Origin of the sequence: Parasphingomonas halimpatiens (assembly GCF_036663795.1) — a bacterium.
Lineage (GTDB): Bacteria > Pseudomonadota > Alphaproteobacteria > Sphingomonadales > Sphingomonadaceae > Sphingomonas.
In genome coordinates, this window is record NZ_JAXOJP010000035.1 from 1 (window position 1) to 15,906 (window position 15,906).

Here is a 15,906-nt window from a genome sequence, read left to right on the forward strand (position 1 = left end):
CCTATGTTGCCGGCGGGCGGTATCAGTCCAGGCCATCTGCTTCTCCTATCGTCTCGACAACGACGGTGAATCACAACCTACTGATATCGCTCAACCACTTTCCGCTCGGGCTCTTATCCGCACGTCGTTAATTTTTGCCCGCATAGCCGACGACCGCTATCAGGCAGCATCGGTTCGGGGTGGTTGCCGCCGGGAAGCTTTCCCGCGCAAAATCGGCCGGTCGGCTATCACGCTGGTTTCATCTATCGATGGTTCGGGCAAAGGCAGTCGGCAACGATGCGATCCGCTGGCGGGGGAAAAGGTGGCGAGCAGTCGCTTGACGGTTTAGCACCGGCGCCGTGATCACCAGCCTCGTCGTCTCGGGATACCGCTCGCTGCGCGACGTGACGCTCGCGCTGGGGCGGCTCAATGTCATTACGGGGCCGAATGGCAGCGGAAAGTCGAGCCTTTATCGCGCGCTCCGGTTGCTGTCCGATGTGGCGCAGGGCCGGGCCATTGCCTCGCTGGCCGCCGAAGGAGGCCTGGCCTCCACCCTATGGGCGGGTCCGGAGAAGTTCAGCCGCGAGATGCGCAGCGGTGCGCAGCGCGTCGAGGGGACGGTGAGAAGCGGGCCGGTCAGCCTCAGGCTGGGCTTCGCGTCCGAGGATTTCGGCTATGCCATCGATCTCGGCCTGCCGATCCCGTCGCGCACGCGGTTCGGCCACGACCCCGAAATCAAGGTCGAGGTGGTGTGGACCGGCGCCGTCCTCGGACGGGCGAACGTGGTGGCGGATCGGCATGGCCAGCGCGTCCGCGTGCGCAGCAGCGCGACGGGCGAATGGCGCGAGAGTTTCAGCGATCTGCCCGCCTTCGACAGCATGATGACGCATTGCGCCGATGTGACCGACGGGCTGGAACTGCTGCTGCTGCGCGAACGCATGCGCGCGTGGCGCTTCTACGACGATCTGCGCACCGACCGCGACGCGCCGGCGCGGCGACCCCAGGTGGGGACCTTCACGCCCGTGCTGGCCGGCGACGGATCGGACATCGGGGCGGCGATCCAGACCATCATCGAGATCGGCGATGCCGATACGCTGGAAGATGCCATCGCCGATGCCTTTGACGGCGCGACCTTGTCGGTCGGTGATCGGTTCGAGCTGGAGATGCAGCAGCGCGGCCTGCTGCGCCCCTTGCTCGCCGCCGAGCTTTCGGACGGAACGCTGCGCTATTTGTTGTTGACCGCCGCCCTGCTCTCGCCGCGCCCGCCCGAGCTGATGATCCTCAACGAGCCCGAAGCGAGCCTGCATCCCGACCTGCTCGATCCGCTCGCGCGACTGCTCACCAAGGCGTCGGAGCGATGCCAGATCATCGTCGTGTCGCATGCCTCCAGATTGGTGGCTGCCCTGGAGCAATATGCCGAAAGCACCTCGATCGAACTGGAGAAGCAGCTGGGCGAGACGATCGCATCGCAAAGCGCATGTCCGGGCTGGAAATGGCCTTCGCGATGAGCGGTGCCGGGGATGGATCATCGTCAGTAACGCGCGGGCACAATAGCGATATTATCCGGAGCTCGATCGCGGGCTACGCCGCTTTACCGCGATTGCCGCATGGCATAATATCGGGTCCCGACAATATCCCACGATAACATTTTTCTTGCGAACGCGGCGCGGCGCAAAAGGCGCGGTGAGCATGGGGAGGCGGAAGATGAATTTCTCGAACCAGCGCATGAACGGCGCCACCTTCAAGAACTGCTCGCTCGAAAAAGCGATCTTTGATGACGTGAACCTTGGGGGCGCGACGCTGACCAACGTGAACCTTGCCGGGGCGACCTTGGCGGACGTGAACCTCGCCGGGCTGACGATCGAAAATGCCAAGATCACGGGATTGAAGATTTTCGGCTACGACGTCGCAACGTGGATCAAGGAGCAGCTGGCAAAGGACGGTTGCCACCTCGATTGACCGGCGACACGGTTGCCCGGCCCACGATAGGATACTGCCATTGTCGGGCGCTGCCTTTCGACCGGCCTCCCACCAACGGCGTACGGTGGTTACGCGACACGATAGGAATGATGTATCCCTGATCGGAGTAAGCTCCGGCCCAGCTGAATAGGTCGTATTGTGCGCGCGAAATACAACGTCGGCTGCACGAAATTTTGGTAACTTACTAACCGTTACATCCCGCAATATCATTGAAATATTTTGTACACTCCAAAAAAAATAGGTTTGATATGGAATATGACTTATTCGAGTTATTTTTTAGAAAATTTATAGACGATGCTTTAATATTTCATATTACTTTTGATTTTTTTCAAATTGATAAATATAGCATCGTTACCGAAGATAAATTCTGGATTGATTCGATGCCTTCGTCCGCTAGAATCGGTATTGATATAGATCATACCGAGAAAGGCATGCTCACCAGCGCGGGTTTTCAGTCGAATTTTAATGTCGACGATAATACATTAGTGCGCGCTGCGGGATTTTTTGCCGATCAAACGGGAAGCGATACAGTAATCGCAGATTTTAGAAAATATAGCGAAGAAAATATGTGGGATTATCTGACATTTCATCCGGGTGGAATGGTTACTGAATGTTTAGATATTTCCTATGGGAACATTTTTGACCTAAAACTTTCAAATGTATCATTTCCTGTTCAATATTTATTATAAATAATTGCAGATTTTGAACCGCGTGCCAAGCAAGAAATCGAATGCGTGGCTAAACGCGCCGCAATGAATGCATGATTTGGTATTTCCGCCTGCGCCCAAAGAATGGGTTACGTGTTCATCGCCATGATCACCTCGGTGCGGGCGAGCACCGTCATTTCGGGTGGCGGCGCGGCGTCGCGGAAACCCATGCGGCGATAGAGGCCGAGCGCGGCGTCGAGCGCCTTGAAAGACTGGAGATACAGCGCCGGGCCGCCTTTCGATGCCGCATAAGCGAGGCATTTTTCGACAAACGCACGGCCCGCGCCGTGGCCCCGGGCGGCTTCGGTCACCACCAGCTTGCAGAATTCGAAGCCGCTGTCGCCCGGGCCCTTGACCGCCACCGCCCCGACCGGCGCGGCGTCGAGCGTGGCGAAGAACACTTCGCCGCCCGTGCCGCAATAATAGCTGGCGGGGTCGCGCATGATCGCGAAATCTTCGGCTTCCGGAGTTCGGCCCATGCTCTCCAGCCAGGGAACCCAGATCGACGCAAAGGCGTCGACTTCGCCCGGCGACATGCGATGGATGTCCAGCATGGTGGTGGGGTAGCCCGCCTGCCCGGTCGTTTCAATCGAGCGGTCCGCGTGCTTGCCCTCCGATTCGCGAATACCGATCGGTACGCTTTCCAGATCCCGCTTGTGTGCGCTGGTCGCGCGTGCCCGACCACGCTAACGCGGGCGTAATGAAAACTACCCTCACCGCCATCGCGCTCGCCGTCGCCCTGTCGGGGTGCACCACGATCGAACGCGCGCCCTTCCCCCCAGCGCGAGCAGGCCGAGGCGGTGATTCCGGGGATTCCCGATGCGCGCTTCTGGGCGGATTCGCCCGATGCGGGGGAGCGGATGGCGCCGGCGTTCGCGCGCGCCGATGGCGAGACGAGCATGCTGGCGCTGTCGGGCGGATCGGACAATGGCGCCTATGGCGCGGGGCTGCTCAACGGCTGGACCCAATCGGGCACGCGACCCGACTTCGCGATCGTCACCGGGGTGAGCACCGGCGCGCTGATCGCGCCGTTCGCCTTTCTCGGCGCCGACCAGGATAAGACGCTGGAGCGGCTCTACACGACGATATCGGCGCGCAACATCTACAAGCTGCGCTTTCCGCTGGCGATCCCGACCGCGGCGAGCGCGGCGAGCACCGCGCCGCTGGCGCGGATGATCGCGGCGACAATGACCGATGCGCTGATCGACCGGGTTGCGCGCGAGCAGGCGCGCGGGCGGCGGCTGTTCGTCGGCACCGCCAATCTCGATGCGCAGCGCATGGTGATCTGGAACATGGGCGCGATCGCGGCGAGCCGGGCACCAGGGCGCTATGCGCTGTTCCGCCAGATCCTGCTGGCCTCATCGTCGATCCCCGCGCTGTTCCCGCCGGTGATGATCACGGCACAGGCAGGCGGGCGCACGATCAGCGAGATGCATGTCGATGGCGGCACCACGGCGCAGATCCTGACGCTGCCCAATGCCGCGATCGTCGCCCGGCGCGCGACGCCGCTGGTGCCGCGACTGCACCTCTATGTGATCGTCAACAACAAGCTGAACGGGGCGTTCCACCTCGTCAGCCCCAAGACGATTCCGATCGCGTCGCAATCCTTCAGCCTCAACCTGCGCAGTTCGCTGTCGGGGTCGATCGATGTGAGTTATCTCTACGCCGTGGCGCATGGGGTCGATTTCAACCTGAGTTATATCGCGCGCGATTATCCCGGCGACGACCACAAATCCTTCGACACCGCCTTCATGCGCCGGCTGTTCGCGGATGGGCGGGAAATGGGCGCGAAAGGCGGCTTCTGGAAAAAGCGCCCGCCGACACCGGGGGAGTGAGGGGCTACACCCCTGCCCTCACAACCATCTCGACCGCCTCGGCGATGCCGTCGTAAAGGCGGTCGAGATCGCTGTCGTCGATGCAATAGGGCGGCATGACATAAACGGTGTTGCCGAGCGGGCGGAGCAGCAGGTCGCGGTCGCGGAAATGCGCGAGCAAGCGCGGGCCTAGCGTCGAGAGGTAGCCGCTGCCGGCCGTATCTTCGAGGTCGAGCGCGACGATCGTGCCAAGCGCGCGGGCGTTGGCCACGCTGGGCAGCGTAGCGAGTGCCGCCAGCCGATCACGCTGGCGCGTCGCGAGATCGGCGACGCGGGCCAGAACGGGTTCTTCGCGCCAGATGGCGAGATTGGCGTTGGCGGCGGCGCAGGCGATCGGGTTGGCGGTGTAGCTCGACGAGTGGAAGAACATGCGGGCGCGATCGTCGGAGAGATGCGCGGCGTAGATCGGCTCGCTCGCCATGGTCACGGCGAGCGGCACCGCACCGCCGGTGAGGCCCTTGGACAGGCACAATATGTCAGGGACCGTGCCGGCCTGTTCGCACGCCAGCAAGGTGCCGGTGCGGCCCCAACCGGTCATCACCTCATCGGCGATGAACAGGACGTCGTGGCGCGCGCAGATCTCGCGCATCGCGGCGAGGATGTGCGGCGGGTAGATCAGCATGCCGCCGGCGCCGAGGATCAGCGGCTCGACGATCAGCGCGGCGGGGGCAGCGCGGCACGCGACCTCGAGCGCATCGAGCGTGGCCTGTTCCGCGCCCGGCGCGGGAAAGGGCAAGGTGCCGACATCGAACAGCAACGGGGCATAGGGCCGGTTGAACACGCCGCGCGCGCCGACCGACATCGCGCCGATCGTGTCGCCATGATAGCTGTGTTCCAGCACCAGGATACGGTGGCGCGGCTCCCCACGATTGGCCCAGAAGCCGAGCGCCATCTTGAGCGCGACCTCGACCGCGGTCGAGCCCGAGTCCGAGAAGAACACGCGCGACAGCGCCGGGGGCAGGAGCGCAGTGAGCCCGCGCGCCAGCGTTTCGGCGGGCTCGTGCGTCCAGCCGGCGAAGATGATCTGGTCGAGCTTCGCGCTCTGCTCGGCGATCGCCGCCATGATGCGCGGGTGGCAATGGCCGTGCGTCGTCACCCACCAGGACGAGATGCCATCGATGATGCGCCGGCCGTCGGCGGTGTGGAGCGCGGCGCCCGCGGCATGGGTGACGAGCGGGATCGGCTCGCCAAGGCCATGCTGGGTGAAGGGATGCCAGATCGGCGAGCCGCTCATCGGAAATCGGCCAGGTCGAAATGCGTGGCGAAGGCGGCGGCGAGCGTGTCGGCGTCGAGCTGCGCAAGGTGCGGCAGGCGGCCGAGCGACCTGACGCGGCCGAGCCGGACGATGATCGCCTCGCTGTCGGGCTGTGCGTCGCCGATAAAGGCGATGCCGTGGATCGGCACGGCGCGGTGGCGCAGCGCCTCGATCGACAAGAGGCTGTGGTTGATCGTGCCGAGCGCGGTGCGGGCGACGAGGATGACGGGTGCAGCCCAGCGGGCGAACAGATCGGCGAAGAGCAGATCGTCGGTGACCGGGACCAGCACGCCGCCCGCCCCCTCGACCACCAGCGGCCCTCCGACGTCGGGCAGCGCGAGGCGGGCGGGATCGATCGTCACGCCATCGAGCGCGGCGGCGCGGTGCGGCGAGCAGGGGGTGGTCAGACGATAAGCCTCGGGCAGGATGCGCGCCGCGGGCAGGCCCGACAGCGTGGCGACGCGCTGGGCATCGCTGCCGGGGTCGAGCCCGGCCTGGACCGGCTTCCAGTAGGAAGCGCCCAGCGCGCCGGCGAGCGCGGCGGCGAAGACGGTTTTGCCGACATCGGTGTTGGTGCCGGTGACGACGAGGGTCGGGCCGGTCATCGCGGCAGCGCCATGAGCGTGTCGGCAAGAGCGGTGATGGCGGCCTCGTCGACGTTGAGGGTGAGCGCGATGCGCAGCCGCGCGGTGCCGGGCGGCACGGTCGGCGGGCGAATGCCGCGAATGTCGAAGCCGGCGGCCTGGAGCGCGGCGGCGAGCGCCATGGTCGGTGCATCCTCGCCAACGACGAGTGGCAGAATCTGCGTGCCGGTCGCAGCGACGCCGCACGGCGCGAGCGCGCGCTCGGCAAAGGCGAACAGGTCGGCCAGCCGCGCGCGCCGTGCGGGTTCATCGGCGAGGATGCGCAGGCTCTCGCGCACCGCGCTGGCAATGAGCGGCGACGGCGCGGTCGAGAAGATGAAGCCGCGCGCGCGATTGACGAGGAAATCGCGCGCCACGCGCGGGCCGCACAGCAGCGCGCCCTCGCAGCCCAGCGCCTTGCCGCAGGTGCGCAGCGTGATGACATTGTCGTGACCTTCGAGATCGGCGGCGAGGCCGCGTCCGCGATCGCCGAACACGCCGGTGGCGTGCGCCTCGTCGATCAGCAACATCGCCTCGTGGCGCGCGGCGACCACCGCCAGCTCGGCGAGCGGCGCGCGGTCGCCGTCCATGCTGTAGAGGCTCTCGACCGCGATCCATGCGCGCCCGGTCGCGCCGCCGCGCCGCCACGCGCCGATCGCATCGTCGATCGCATCGACATCGTTGTGCGGTGTCGCGACAGAGCCGGCGCGGCCGTGCCGCAGCCCCTCATGCGCGCTGGCATGGACCAGCGCATCATGCACGACGAGATCGCCGCGTTGCGGCAGCGTCGCGAGCAGCGCGGTGTTGGCGGCATAACCGCTGGAGAAGAACAAGGCGGTCTCGCTGCCGAAGAACGCCGCCGCTTCGGCCTCCAGCGCCTCATGCTCGGGGTCGTTGCCGCGCAGCAGCCGCGAACCGCCCGAGCCGACCGCGACACCGCGCGCCAGCGCCGCCGCGACGGCGTCGCGCAGGCGCGGCGAGGTTGCGAGGCCGAGATAGTCGTTGGAGGAGAAATCGCGGCCCGCGCGTGGCTGCAGGCGACGCAGGCGCGCCGCCGCATCGAGCCGTTGCAGGTCGTCGTCATGCACCGCCCAAAGATACGGCATGCGCGGCGAGCGAGCTGAGCGGCCAGCACCTTCGTCACGCACGCTTCAAACTTCCAACCATGCCTTGAGATGGTGCGGGCGGTGGGCATCCAACTTCTTTGATCTTGTCATGATAAATCAGCCAGTTAAGTTTACCGCTTTGAGAAAGTGCCCCCAAAAAGGCCCCCAATCCTTGGAGCTGCTTTTGCGAGTGCCAGGCCCATCTGGCCCAACGCCCCGAACAATCGGGCTGTTTGCAGGAGATGCGGTAAAACAAGTGACGGCAGCACCTAGTCCCCTCACGCATCAATATTGCCAGTCGCGCTGTTCAGCTTCTTCGTCCTCTCGTCGCGCCCTGTCGTCATAGCTTTCAGCCAGTTGTGTTAGCGCTTTGGCGGTGTAGGGATGGTCGTAAATTATTGCCTCGGCCCACCGCCGATATTGTGCTGCCTCAAGACGTTCCAGCCTCCCGCCATCGCCGGGCATCCGCATCGTCACGCCGCGCCGATTGCTCTTCCCGATACTGAACCCATCGAGCATCGCAGCGCTGTGGTAGTGATCCAGCGCATCGCGCACTGGCTCGGCCGGCCAGTTGCCGTCTCCGCCGAGCGGGGACGCCGATAGCATTGTGCCGATACGGCTATCTGCCATATCCGCCCGGCCGGCGGCTATGGCGAGCTTGCGCGCTTCTTCGATCCATCCATTGAGGAGTTCGCCATCGATGCCGCCATCATCCCGCGTGCCGGGCAGTCGGTCCCAAAGGCCGAGCAGTCGATATGCCTGATGGGCCATCGCCCGAACCTGATCCTGGTTATCGGGTTCCGGTTCGACGACCCCACTGTCTTCGCTGGGCTTAAACACCGCCTTGAGCATATCGACGAACAGCGCCGGCTGCTCCGACAGTGCCTTGATAAGCACCTTTGCGGGCCGCTGCGAATGCTCGAGCAGGGCGAGATACTCCCATTCGAGCCGCGCGAACTCTTTCTCGTCGACGTCGTCCCGCTCGTCGAGTGCCGAGAAAATCTCGGCGACATGGTGTTGGAACATCACCACATCGTTGTTTTCGGCACCGTCGCCCGGCCATTGGTTGGCCGCCTGGCGCAACACCTTTATCAGCAGAATGGTCGGTACCTTCTTCTTGGCATGGTCAGCCAGACCTAGTGCCTCTTTGGCGCGGCCGGCGGCGATCAGCTTCTGGATCGCGAATGCGGCGTCATCCTCCTCGCCGAGCCAGAAGGTCGGGATCTGCGCCCAATACATATCCTCGATCCTCTGGCCGAGCGCCGCGGCACGGTTCCAAGTCGATGTACGGCTCGGGAGCGCCCTGAAGACAGTCATCACTGCGTCCTCGCCCCAGTTCTCCCGCTGCATCCGTTCGATCAGTGGGGCGACCCAGTCTTCACCATGCTCGTGGAGCGCGTTCACGATGAGGCCGAGCGCCACACCGCGCTCGCTCGCATCGCCACTTCGCAGCGAGGCTTCGATCAGGGCATCTAGCTGCGCCGCGTCGAGGCCGTTCTCGTACAGCGCCTTGCCGACGAAGCCAGGATAGGTCGCCGCACGCCCGAGCTGCAGGATGGCGGGGATACCGCTGGCATCATACAGGGTCCCCGCGGCTGCGCGCCGCGCACTGTCGATGTCGCGATCCTCCGACTCCCAGCCCCCGGTTGGCCGCGCCAGTGCTACGCCGGCACCGAAGAGCCATGCGATGCGCTCGACCGGATCGGCCGGCGCGAGTTGTTCGTAGACCGCCTCGATACGATCGAGAACCTCGGCCGGCAGCGCCCAGTCCGAGGTGGCGAACTGGCGATGGTGATGCAGTAGCCGCCGCAACTTGTCCCACAGCGTCATGCGCTCAGCATTGTCTGCGAGCATTGCGGGAAGGTGCTCGAGGGCATCGATCGCCGCGTTTCCATCGGGCGCCAGATCATTGAGGCGGTCGAGCAGCGAGATCCACCTCGTGCTGCTGATTCCGACATCCGCGACGAGCCGCCGCGTGAGCTCGGTCGCGCCGCGAGCGATCAGCCCGAAGGTGATGTCCTCTTCCTGGTCGACGGTGAAATCGCGCCAGCGCGGGTGCGAAGTGGGCATGGCGCTGTCGTGTCCGCTGGGCAGGATGCCCAGCATGATCTTCCATGCCGTGTCGGGCTCTTGGCGGCGCATCGCGTCAAGCGCGCGCAGCCGCTGATCGAGCGTCGCATAGGTCTGCGGGATCCACAGCAGGTTGATTTCGCGAAGGCTGTGCGCCGGCCCATTGGCCCAGCGTCGTGGCTTGGTGTCAAGCGCGTCTAGGCGCGCAAGAACGTGCGATACGCGCGGCAGCAGCTGGGGTGACCAGGCGAGCGCCTCAAGCGCCCACATCAGGTCGGAAAGATACTCGGCTCCGTGCAGCCCGCCCTCGTCGGTGCCGAACAGGATGGCGATCGCCGGATCATTGGCATCAAGACTTTCCTCAATGGCGGACAGAAACGCATTCGGAGCGGCCTCGGCAAGCAGCCGGAAGTCCCGCGACAGCGACCACCAGCGTTGCTGGTCGGCCTTCCCGAGCAGCTCGGCGACGATCGCTTCTGCGCGCCGGCCGGCATCTGGCACCGCAGCCGCGTTGCCGCCCCAAAGCGCCAGTTGAATGAGGACCTGTCCGACACCGTGGCGCAACAGGCCCGAATATTCGCGGCGCACACCTTCTATTGCCGCGAGCCAGCGTCTGTCAGGCGGTAGGTCGAATCGGGGGTCGCTCGTCGAAAGTACGGTGCGCGCCACGGCTTCGAATCGGCGGATATCGGCCGGCGCAAAGTACCGGGCAAGCAAAACCCAAGCGTCGGCCGGCGAAGCAACCCGCCAGGCGGAGCCGGCTTTCTGAAGCGGGCTGTCGAACGCCCCGACATAGGGCATCAGGACAGCGATGAGCTCGTCATATGGCTGCTCGGCAAGCTGTTCGAGCTGGGCCTTGTCGGCTTCGTTCTCCTCCTCCCAGCCTCCAGCGAGGAGGGCAGCGATCAGTGCTTGCGGCGGCTTTTCGGTTGCCCATGAGGGCAGGGTGTCCGGTGCACTGGGCATCAGGCGACGCAGCACCGCGAGATTGCGCGCGCTGTCGCGTGCCAGGGTCTCGGCGCGCGCGCGCGGCGTGCCGCTTTGCTCGAGCGCCCGCGCTATGCCCGCACGCGAAGGGCGCGCCAAGGCGCGCATTTCACCCTGCGCAAGGACCCGCTCGTCATAAGCCTGGAGGACAAAATGACCTTTCGCGGCGAGCGTTTTGGCGAGCCCGGGGTGCGGATCGGTCATGACGATGATCAATGGGCCCGAGGCCTCCGCCAGGGCGCGTGCCGCCTGGTGCGTCAGCGTGACGATGCAGCGTGTGCGATATCGCGCAGCGACATCGTCCGGCAGCTCACCGAGCGTTGCATGGAAGAAGGCGACGACCTCTTCCGCGGTCGTCGCCTGCAGCGACAGGACCGACGGCTCGCCGCGCAGCCATTGCAGAACCTCGGCCTCCTCGCGATCGCGGTCGCTCAGCACGAGGTCCGCTGACAGCGGCCGCGCCGTCGCGCGCGACCATTCTTCCCAGGCCTGCTCGAGGGTCTGCATGCCTTCCTGAAATTTGCGCAGCCGTGTGGCGAGCCAAAGTCCGACCGCTGGTGTCAGCTCGATCCAGTGAACGAGATCGTCGGCATCGTAGACGCGCACATCGCGCCAGCGTCCTTCCTGCCTGCGAGCCTTCTCCCATTTCGCCTTGTCCTTCCAGTGGCGCGGAGTGACGAACATAAAGGTCGTGTTGGCGGGGTCGAGGGGAGAGGGGTCGTCGCTGCGCTTCCGATAGTCCTCGTTCGCCTTGCCCGCGATAGCGGTGCGCTGCGTCCCGAGTTCCCAGCCGGCGTCGCCCTGCGGCACATAGGCGGTCGCCGCGCTGCTCCGGCTGAGACCGTCCCAGCCGCCATATCGCACACCTTCATCGGCCCGGAATTCGACTCGGATGCTTGCCCCGGTGGTCGACTGTATGAGATGAGAGATGAGTGTGGGCAGGCTGTGAACGGCGTCGTTCATGTTGGCCCAGTTCGACAGATCCTCGCCCGTCACCCATCGGATCGGCATACCGGTTTTGGCCTGCGGGCCTATCACAGGGATATCCGGCCCTATTACGGCGCCCGTCGGGAGGAAGCGGATGTCATTTTCCTCCAGTGCCTTGCGGATCGCCTGCGCGTTGTTCGCGACCGGCGTTCGCTGCCCGCGTTCGAAATCGGCGATCGTCGAGGTGGCGACGTTGGCAGCCTTGGCCAAATCCTGCTGCGACCAGGCAAGCAGGGCTCGGGCTGCGCGCACATGGCGCGGCGTGAGGTCGTTGGGGGCAGCTTGCTCAACCATGGTCATATGAATTATATGATGTCAGTTACAAATTACAAACTGTTACTTTTTGTCGGCAAATGATAAATTACGCCGACATAAGGTAACAAAAGGCAGCTATTTTATATGACCCACCGCGATCGCGCCCTCGAACTCGTCCGACGCCAGGGCATGGCGCGCGCGCGCGATTTCGCGACGGTCGCTGTCCCACGCACTTATCTTCGCCGCATGACCGACGCCGGCGACCTCGTGCGGCTGGCGCGCGGGCTGTATCAGGAACCGGATCGGATGGGCGAGCATGCAAGCCATGACCTTGCTGAAGCATCGCGCCTCGTGCCGGGCGGCGTGATCAGCCTGATCAGCGCGCTTCGTCATCACGGCCTGACGACGCAACTGCCCGGGGCGGTGTGGATGACCATCGCGCACAAGGCGCGAATGCCGCGGCTCCGGCAGGTCAGGCTGGAAATCGTGCGCGCCACCGGTGATGTGCTGACGGCCGGTATTGAGCGCGTCTCGATCGAAGGGGTCGATGTGCCAATCTACGGGATCGCCAAGACGATCGCGGATTGCTTCAAGCATCGCCGGCATGTCGGGGAAGACGTCGCCGTCGAGGCGCTCCGCGATGCCCTGCGGCAGCGCCTGTCAACCCCGGACGCGCTTCTGCACTATGCGAGGATCGATCGGGTGGCGACGCGCATGGCGCCGCTCATCGAGGCGATGCAATGAGCGTCGGCGAGGACATCGCGCCCGCCGTTCGTCGACGACTCCTCGATCACGCGCGCGCGCACGGCGACGACTTCCAGCGCCTCCTCGTTCGCTATGCGATCGAGCGGCTCCTCTACCGGCTATCCCGGACCGAAGCCGCGGAACGCTATATGCTGAAGGGCGCGATGTTGTTCGCCACCTGGTCTGAACAGGCCATTCGGCCGACCGGCGATCTCGATCTGCTCGGCGGCGGTGACCCCAGCTCGGAGGCGATTGCCGAGCTGTTTCGCGCAATCTGCGCCGCGGAGGTGGCGCCGGACGGGATTGTCTTCGACCCGGCCACCATATCGATCGATCCGGTCCGCGAGGCCGAGACCTATCGCGGCGTTCAGCTCTCGCTCAAAGCGCTGCTGGCGAAGGCGACCGCCATCGTGCGCGTCGACATCGGCTTTGGTGACCACGTCCACCCGGCGCCGAAGCTCCAGATATTTCCCACGCTATTTGACGACATGCCAGCCGCCAGAGTTCTCATGTATCCGCCGGAGACGGTAATCGCCGAGAAATTCGAGGCCATGATCAGCATCGGCATGATAAACAGCAGGGTGAAAGATTTCTACGATCTGTGGATCGCAACCCGGACATTCTCCTTCGAGATGTCACCCGTGGTCGAAGCCGTCACCGGGACGCTGCACCGGCGCGCAACACCGCTGCCGGAAAGGACACCAATAGGCCTCGCAGCGGAATTTGCTGCCCGCGTCGCCGACCGCGGCTATTGGACGGGCTTCCTGCGGCGTACCGCGCCGGTTATCAAGCCACCCGCCTTCGAAGAGTTGCAAGCCGAGCTTCGCGGCTTTTTTGACCCCGTCATCACGATGCTTGCCCGGCCCGATGAAGCACGCGGCACATGGGATCGGGATCGACGCGCGTGGGTCTAGCGGGTCGGGGGGGCTGGCCGCTACGCGGCGCCGTCTGCAATGTGCTTGCGGCGTCGATAAGCACGACACCTTCGAACCCGCAATGCCAACCCATGCGTTAGGCTGTGGCGCTGTTATCCACCCATGAGGGAGCTGGGAAGCGCCAGTGACAAATGGCGATCGGCGACGCGCGCTGGGTGTGACGCCCCGTATGCGCCTCGGCTCTTCCACCGCGACCACGATACATCAAAAGGCAAGATGTAGACCCTGAGCCCAAGGCAGCTATCACGATTGTCAAAGTCACGTCGGAATGACCCGTTAGGGGCGCGAAGCCGACGCCCTGAGGCGCGACAACGAATGTCCGGTTACCTCAAGCCATAGCCCCAAAGCGGACAGGCCGTTTTCCACCCGGGATCGCCTCAAAACAGCCCGTCCGCCCACCGCCCGGTCACACTAAAAGCGGCCGGTCTGCCCACCATCCAGCAACCCTTCGTCTTTGCCCGCCAACCTCTGCACCGAAGAGCCGAGGACAAAAAAGAAGCCGGGATACGATGCCTGTCCGACATCGCATTCCGGCTATGACTATCGCGCCGTTCAACGCCGCGCCGCGAACGCCTTCCGCGCTGCATTTCCCGTCGAAAATGCACGCTTCGCGATCATGCCGTGTGCCCGGCCATCGCCATCGACGATCATCTCCGCGACGAACCAGTGACCATCGATCCGCCCGAGAATTGCGACCCGATCGAGCTCCAGTTCCTGCCCATCGACGCACTCATATGTGCCGAGCCACCGCTCCGACACACGCGCATCCCAGTGAAAATCGCACTCTTCCGCCGCCAGAAATCGCTGCGCCATGCCTTCCGCTGCGCGCGTTCCGAACTCGAGTTCGAGCCCTGCGACCAACGCCGCCATCACGCGATCCGATGCTGCGCCGACCGACTGAAACATGCCCATGTGAACCTCCACGCTTGACGTCCTCATCATCGAAGACAGCCAATCGACGGCGGCTGGCGGCGCGGCTGTCAGGGCTGACGGCGCTTCAGCGCCGGCACCGCGCAAGCGGCGGTGGAGGAACCGATTTTGTTGCGCGGGAAAACGAACAGACTCGGCTGCGCAGCAGCCTTCCGGCTTGCAGCAAAATTGGAGGGGCCGCCGGCCTTGCACAGCCGTGCCGCCAGCCGCCATGCTTGGACGATCCGAGACGAGCCCACCAACCTCAGTCAGGTTCGACACGCTCGCAATTAGGAGACTTCAGGCCTCCCTGTGGCCCGGTAGGACAGCCGGGCGTCAAGCTGATCGGCCCGTCGATCAGCGACCTCGAATCATTTTCATCATGGCGCTGGCGAGCGGCCCAACGAGAACTCGCGCAGAATCCGGTGACTAAGCGGCATCCCGAAGCGGCGCGGCGAAGGATATCGCCGGACGCGCCGCACCGACGAACTGATCGACCCTACAGGTCTCCAGAGGCTCATCGAGCCGCAGACCCAACCGGTGACCGTCGATCCAGTCGAGGACCGCCGGTACCCGCACGCCAGCCCGCGCCACGACAACGATGCTGTCCAGCGGCGGCGGCGTGTCCGTGGTCGCAACAATGGCTTCGGACGATATGTCCAGGACGGTGACCATCATCTTGCCGGCGGTGGTGAAGAGCTTTGCGGCGATGAACATCGGCCGCTTTGCAACATCGCCGGTGCAAATCTCGGTCGTCATCGTCGCGGGCATCGTCGCTCTCCCTCGGGCTTCACGATCCGCAAGGTCGCAGCGGCGCCCTAATAGATGGTTAACGAGACATTGAAGGGCCTCACTCCTTCACGCCAAGGCTCGATGCCGAAGTTCCTGTTGGAGCACCGACCGTTCGGAATCCGCGTGTCCCGGCACCGCGCGGCGGTGCCGGGCCAGCTTCACCCGCTCAGTCGGCGGGGTTCCAGATGACCGCGAACCGGTCCTCGGCTTCGCCGGCGGCACGGCCGAGATTGGCGTAGAGCCGGCGCGGCCCGAACTCGGGCGCCGCAAGGCTCAGCGACACATAGTCGCGGCCAGAGGTCTCAGCGCGGCGCAGCCAGCCCGCGCCGATTTCGACGCCGTCCGACAGAACACGGTAATCCGGCTGGGTGTCGGTGGTCTTGGCCGTGTTGGCGACGATCTCGATCCCGGCATTGATGCTGAGCGTCTTCAACTGGCCCTTGAACGAGCCGTCCGAACCCTTGGTCACATATCCGATGGCAGCCATGATGTTTCACTCCTGTCTTGCGACGCAGGACCGTTCCCGCGCCGACGCGCCGACCAGGTGGACGGAACAAGGGACGCAGAACCGTCAGGCCGAAGCGATCAGCGGAGGACCGGAAGCGGCGTGCTATTTTGCTCCGCGCGGAATGACCGCCAGGTCAGGGGAAAATAGTGCGCCCGCGATGGTTTCGGGGGGACCTGCCGGCCATAGGTCACAGGC

At 64.6% G+C, this 15,906-nt stretch carries 15 protein-coding genes; 7 read left to right on the forward strand and 8 right to left on the reverse strand.

Annotated features, from left to right (window positions below):
* From U1839_RS22440 to U1839_RS22455, 4 genes are all read left to right on the forward strand, one after another.
* Window positions 1-328 (forward strand): hypothetical protein (locus U1839_RS22440; RefSeq protein ID WP_332805806.1); only part of this gene is annotated, 328 nt, incomplete at its 5' end.
* A 10-nt stretch (window positions 329-338) separates the two neighbouring features.
* Window positions 339-1,487, forward strand: coding sequence for an AAA family ATPase (locus tag U1839_RS22445; protein ID WP_332805807.1), 1,149 nt, complete (start codon window positions 339-341; stop codon window positions 1,485-1,487).
* A 196-nt stretch (window positions 1,488-1,683) separates the two neighbouring features.
* Entirely contained in the window at window positions 1,684-1,938 is a 255-nt protein-coding gene (locus U1839_RS22450; RefSeq protein ID WP_332805841.1) for a pentapeptide repeat-containing protein, read from the forward strand.
* A 269-nt stretch (window positions 1,939-2,207) separates the two neighbouring features.
* A complete protein-coding gene (locus U1839_RS22455; RefSeq protein ID WP_332805808.1) occupies window positions 2,208-2,648 on the forward strand; it encodes a hypothetical protein in 441 nt (146 codons plus the stop codon).
* A 107-nt stretch (window positions 2,649-2,755) separates the two neighbouring features.
* On the opposite strand, the gene U1839_RS22460 is transcribed toward U1839_RS22455, so the two are convergent.
* A complete protein-coding gene (locus tag U1839_RS22460) occupies window positions 2,756-3,220 on the reverse strand; it encodes a GNAT family N-acetyltransferase (RefSeq protein ID WP_332805809.1) in 465 nt (154 codons plus the stop codon).
* Window positions 3,221-3,466: 246 nt separating this feature from the next.
* On the opposite strand from U1839_RS22460, the gene U1839_RS22465 reads away from it, so the two are divergent.
* Window positions 3,467-4,501, forward strand: coding sequence for a patatin-like phospholipase family protein (locus tag U1839_RS22465; RefSeq protein WP_332805810.1), 1,035 nt, complete (start codon window positions 3,467-3,469; stop codon window positions 4,499-4,501).
* Window positions 4,502-4,505: 4 nt separating this feature from the next.
* On the opposite strand, the gene U1839_RS22470 is transcribed toward U1839_RS22465, so the two are convergent.
* The 4 genes from U1839_RS22470 to U1839_RS22485 form a co-directional block, all read right to left on the reverse strand.
* Window positions 4,506-5,774: an adenosylmethionine--8-amino-7-oxononanoate transaminase gene (locus U1839_RS22470; RefSeq protein WP_332805811.1), complete on the reverse strand. Its 1,269-nt coding sequence runs from the start codon at window positions 5,772-5,774 to the stop codon at window positions 4,506-4,508.
* Complete coding sequence (bioD, locus tag U1839_RS22475) at window positions 5,771-6,400, reverse strand: dethiobiotin synthase (protein WP_332805812.1); 630 nt, start codon at window positions 6,398-6,400, stop codon at window positions 5,771-5,773. The genes U1839_RS22470 and bioD overlap by 4 nt, the downstream gene beginning before the upstream one ends.
* Window positions 6,397-7,524, reverse strand: a complete 1,128-nt coding sequence (locus U1839_RS22480) for an 8-amino-7-oxononanoate synthase (protein ID WP_332805813.1) — start codon at window positions 7,522-7,524, stop codon at window positions 6,397-6,399. The genes bioD and U1839_RS22480 overlap by 4 nt, the downstream gene beginning before the upstream one ends.
* 285 nt (window positions 7,525-7,809) lie before the next feature.
* On the reverse strand, window positions 7,810-11,868 hold the full coding sequence (locus U1839_RS22485; RefSeq protein WP_332805814.1) for a helix-turn-helix domain-containing protein: 4,059 nt from the start codon (window positions 11,866-11,868) through the stop codon (window positions 7,810-7,812).
* 99 nt (window positions 11,869-11,967) lie between these two features.
* On the opposite strand from U1839_RS22485, the gene U1839_RS22490 reads away from it, so the two are divergent.
* Both U1839_RS22490 and U1839_RS22495 read left to right on the forward strand, forming a co-directional pair.
* Window positions 11,968-12,567 (forward strand): type IV toxin-antitoxin system AbiEi family antitoxin domain-containing protein, encoded by a 600-nt coding sequence (locus tag U1839_RS22490; RefSeq protein ID WP_332805815.1) that lies wholly within the window; start codon window positions 11,968-11,970, stop codon window positions 12,565-12,567.
* Entirely contained in the window at window positions 12,564-13,481 is a 918-nt protein-coding gene (locus U1839_RS22495; RefSeq protein WP_332805816.1) for a nucleotidyl transferase AbiEii/AbiGii toxin family protein, read from the forward strand. Before U1839_RS22490 ends, U1839_RS22495 begins: the two co-directional genes overlap by 4 nt.
* Window positions 13,482-14,054: 573 nt before the next feature.
* On the opposite strand, the gene U1839_RS22500 is transcribed toward U1839_RS22495, so the two are convergent.
* From U1839_RS22500 to U1839_RS22510, 3 genes are all read right to left on the reverse strand, one after another.
* Window positions 14,055-14,645: a hypothetical protein gene (locus U1839_RS22500; protein WP_332805817.1), complete on the reverse strand. Its 591-nt coding sequence runs from the start codon at window positions 14,643-14,645 to the stop codon at window positions 14,055-14,057.
* Window positions 14,646-14,840: 195 nt separating this feature from the next.
* Window positions 14,841-15,182: a hypothetical protein gene (locus U1839_RS22505; protein ID WP_332805818.1), complete on the reverse strand. Its 342-nt coding sequence runs from the start codon at window positions 15,180-15,182 to the stop codon at window positions 14,841-14,843.
* Between the two features lie 187 nt (window positions 15,183-15,369).
* Window positions 15,370-15,690 carry a DUF736 domain-containing protein gene (locus U1839_RS22510; protein WP_332805819.1) on the reverse strand — a complete coding sequence of 107 codons (321 nt, stop codon included), beginning with the start codon at window positions 15,688-15,690 and terminating at the stop codon, window positions 15,370-15,372.
* Window positions 15,691-15,906 lie beyond the last annotated feature (216 nt).

Bases quoted from the DNA above. Each gene is read 5' to 3' on its own strand.
- U1839_RS22450 (WP_332805841.1), top strand. From the start codon at position 1,684: ATGAATTTCTCGAACCAGCGCATGAACGGCGCCACCTTCAAGAACTGC.
- U1839_RS22455 (WP_332805808.1), top strand. From the start codon at position 2,208: ATGGAATATGACTTATTCGAGTTATTTTTTAGAAAATTTATAGACGAT.
- U1839_RS22460 (WP_332805809.1), bottom strand. From the start codon at position 3,220: ATGCTGGACATCCATCGCATGTCGCCGGGCGAAGTCGACGCCTTTGCG.
- U1839_RS22470 (WP_332805811.1), bottom strand. From the start codon at position 5,774: ATGAGCGGCTCGCCGATCTGGCATCCCTTCACCCAGCATGGCCTTGGC.
- bioD (WP_332805812.1), bottom strand. From the start codon at position 6,400: ATGACCGGCCCGACCCTCGTCGTCACCGGCACCAACACCGATGTCGGC.
- U1839_RS22480 (WP_332805813.1), bottom strand. From the start codon at position 7,524: ATGCCGTATCTTTGGGCGGTGCATGACGACGACCTGCAACGGCTCGAT.
- U1839_RS22485 (WP_332805814.1), bottom strand. From the start codon at position 11,868: ATGACCATGGTTGAGCAAGCTGCCCCCAACGACCTCACGCCGCGCCAT.
- U1839_RS22490 (WP_332805815.1), top strand. From the start codon at position 11,968: ATGACCCACCGCGATCGCGCCCTCGAACTCGTCCGACGCCAGGGCATG.
- U1839_RS22495 (WP_332805816.1), top strand. From the start codon at position 12,564: ATGAGCGTCGGCGAGGACATCGCGCCCGCCGTTCGTCGACGACTCCTC.
- U1839_RS22500 (WP_332805817.1), bottom strand. From the start codon at position 14,645: ATGGCGGCTGGCGGCACGGCTGTGCAAGGCCGGCGGCCCCTCCAATTT.
- U1839_RS22505 (WP_332805818.1), bottom strand. From the start codon at position 15,182: ATGCCCGCGACGATGACGACCGAGATTTGCACCGGCGATGTTGCAAAG.
- U1839_RS22510 (WP_332805819.1), bottom strand. From the start codon at position 15,690: ATGGCTGCCATCGGATATGTGACCAAGGGTTCGGACGGCTCGTTCAAG.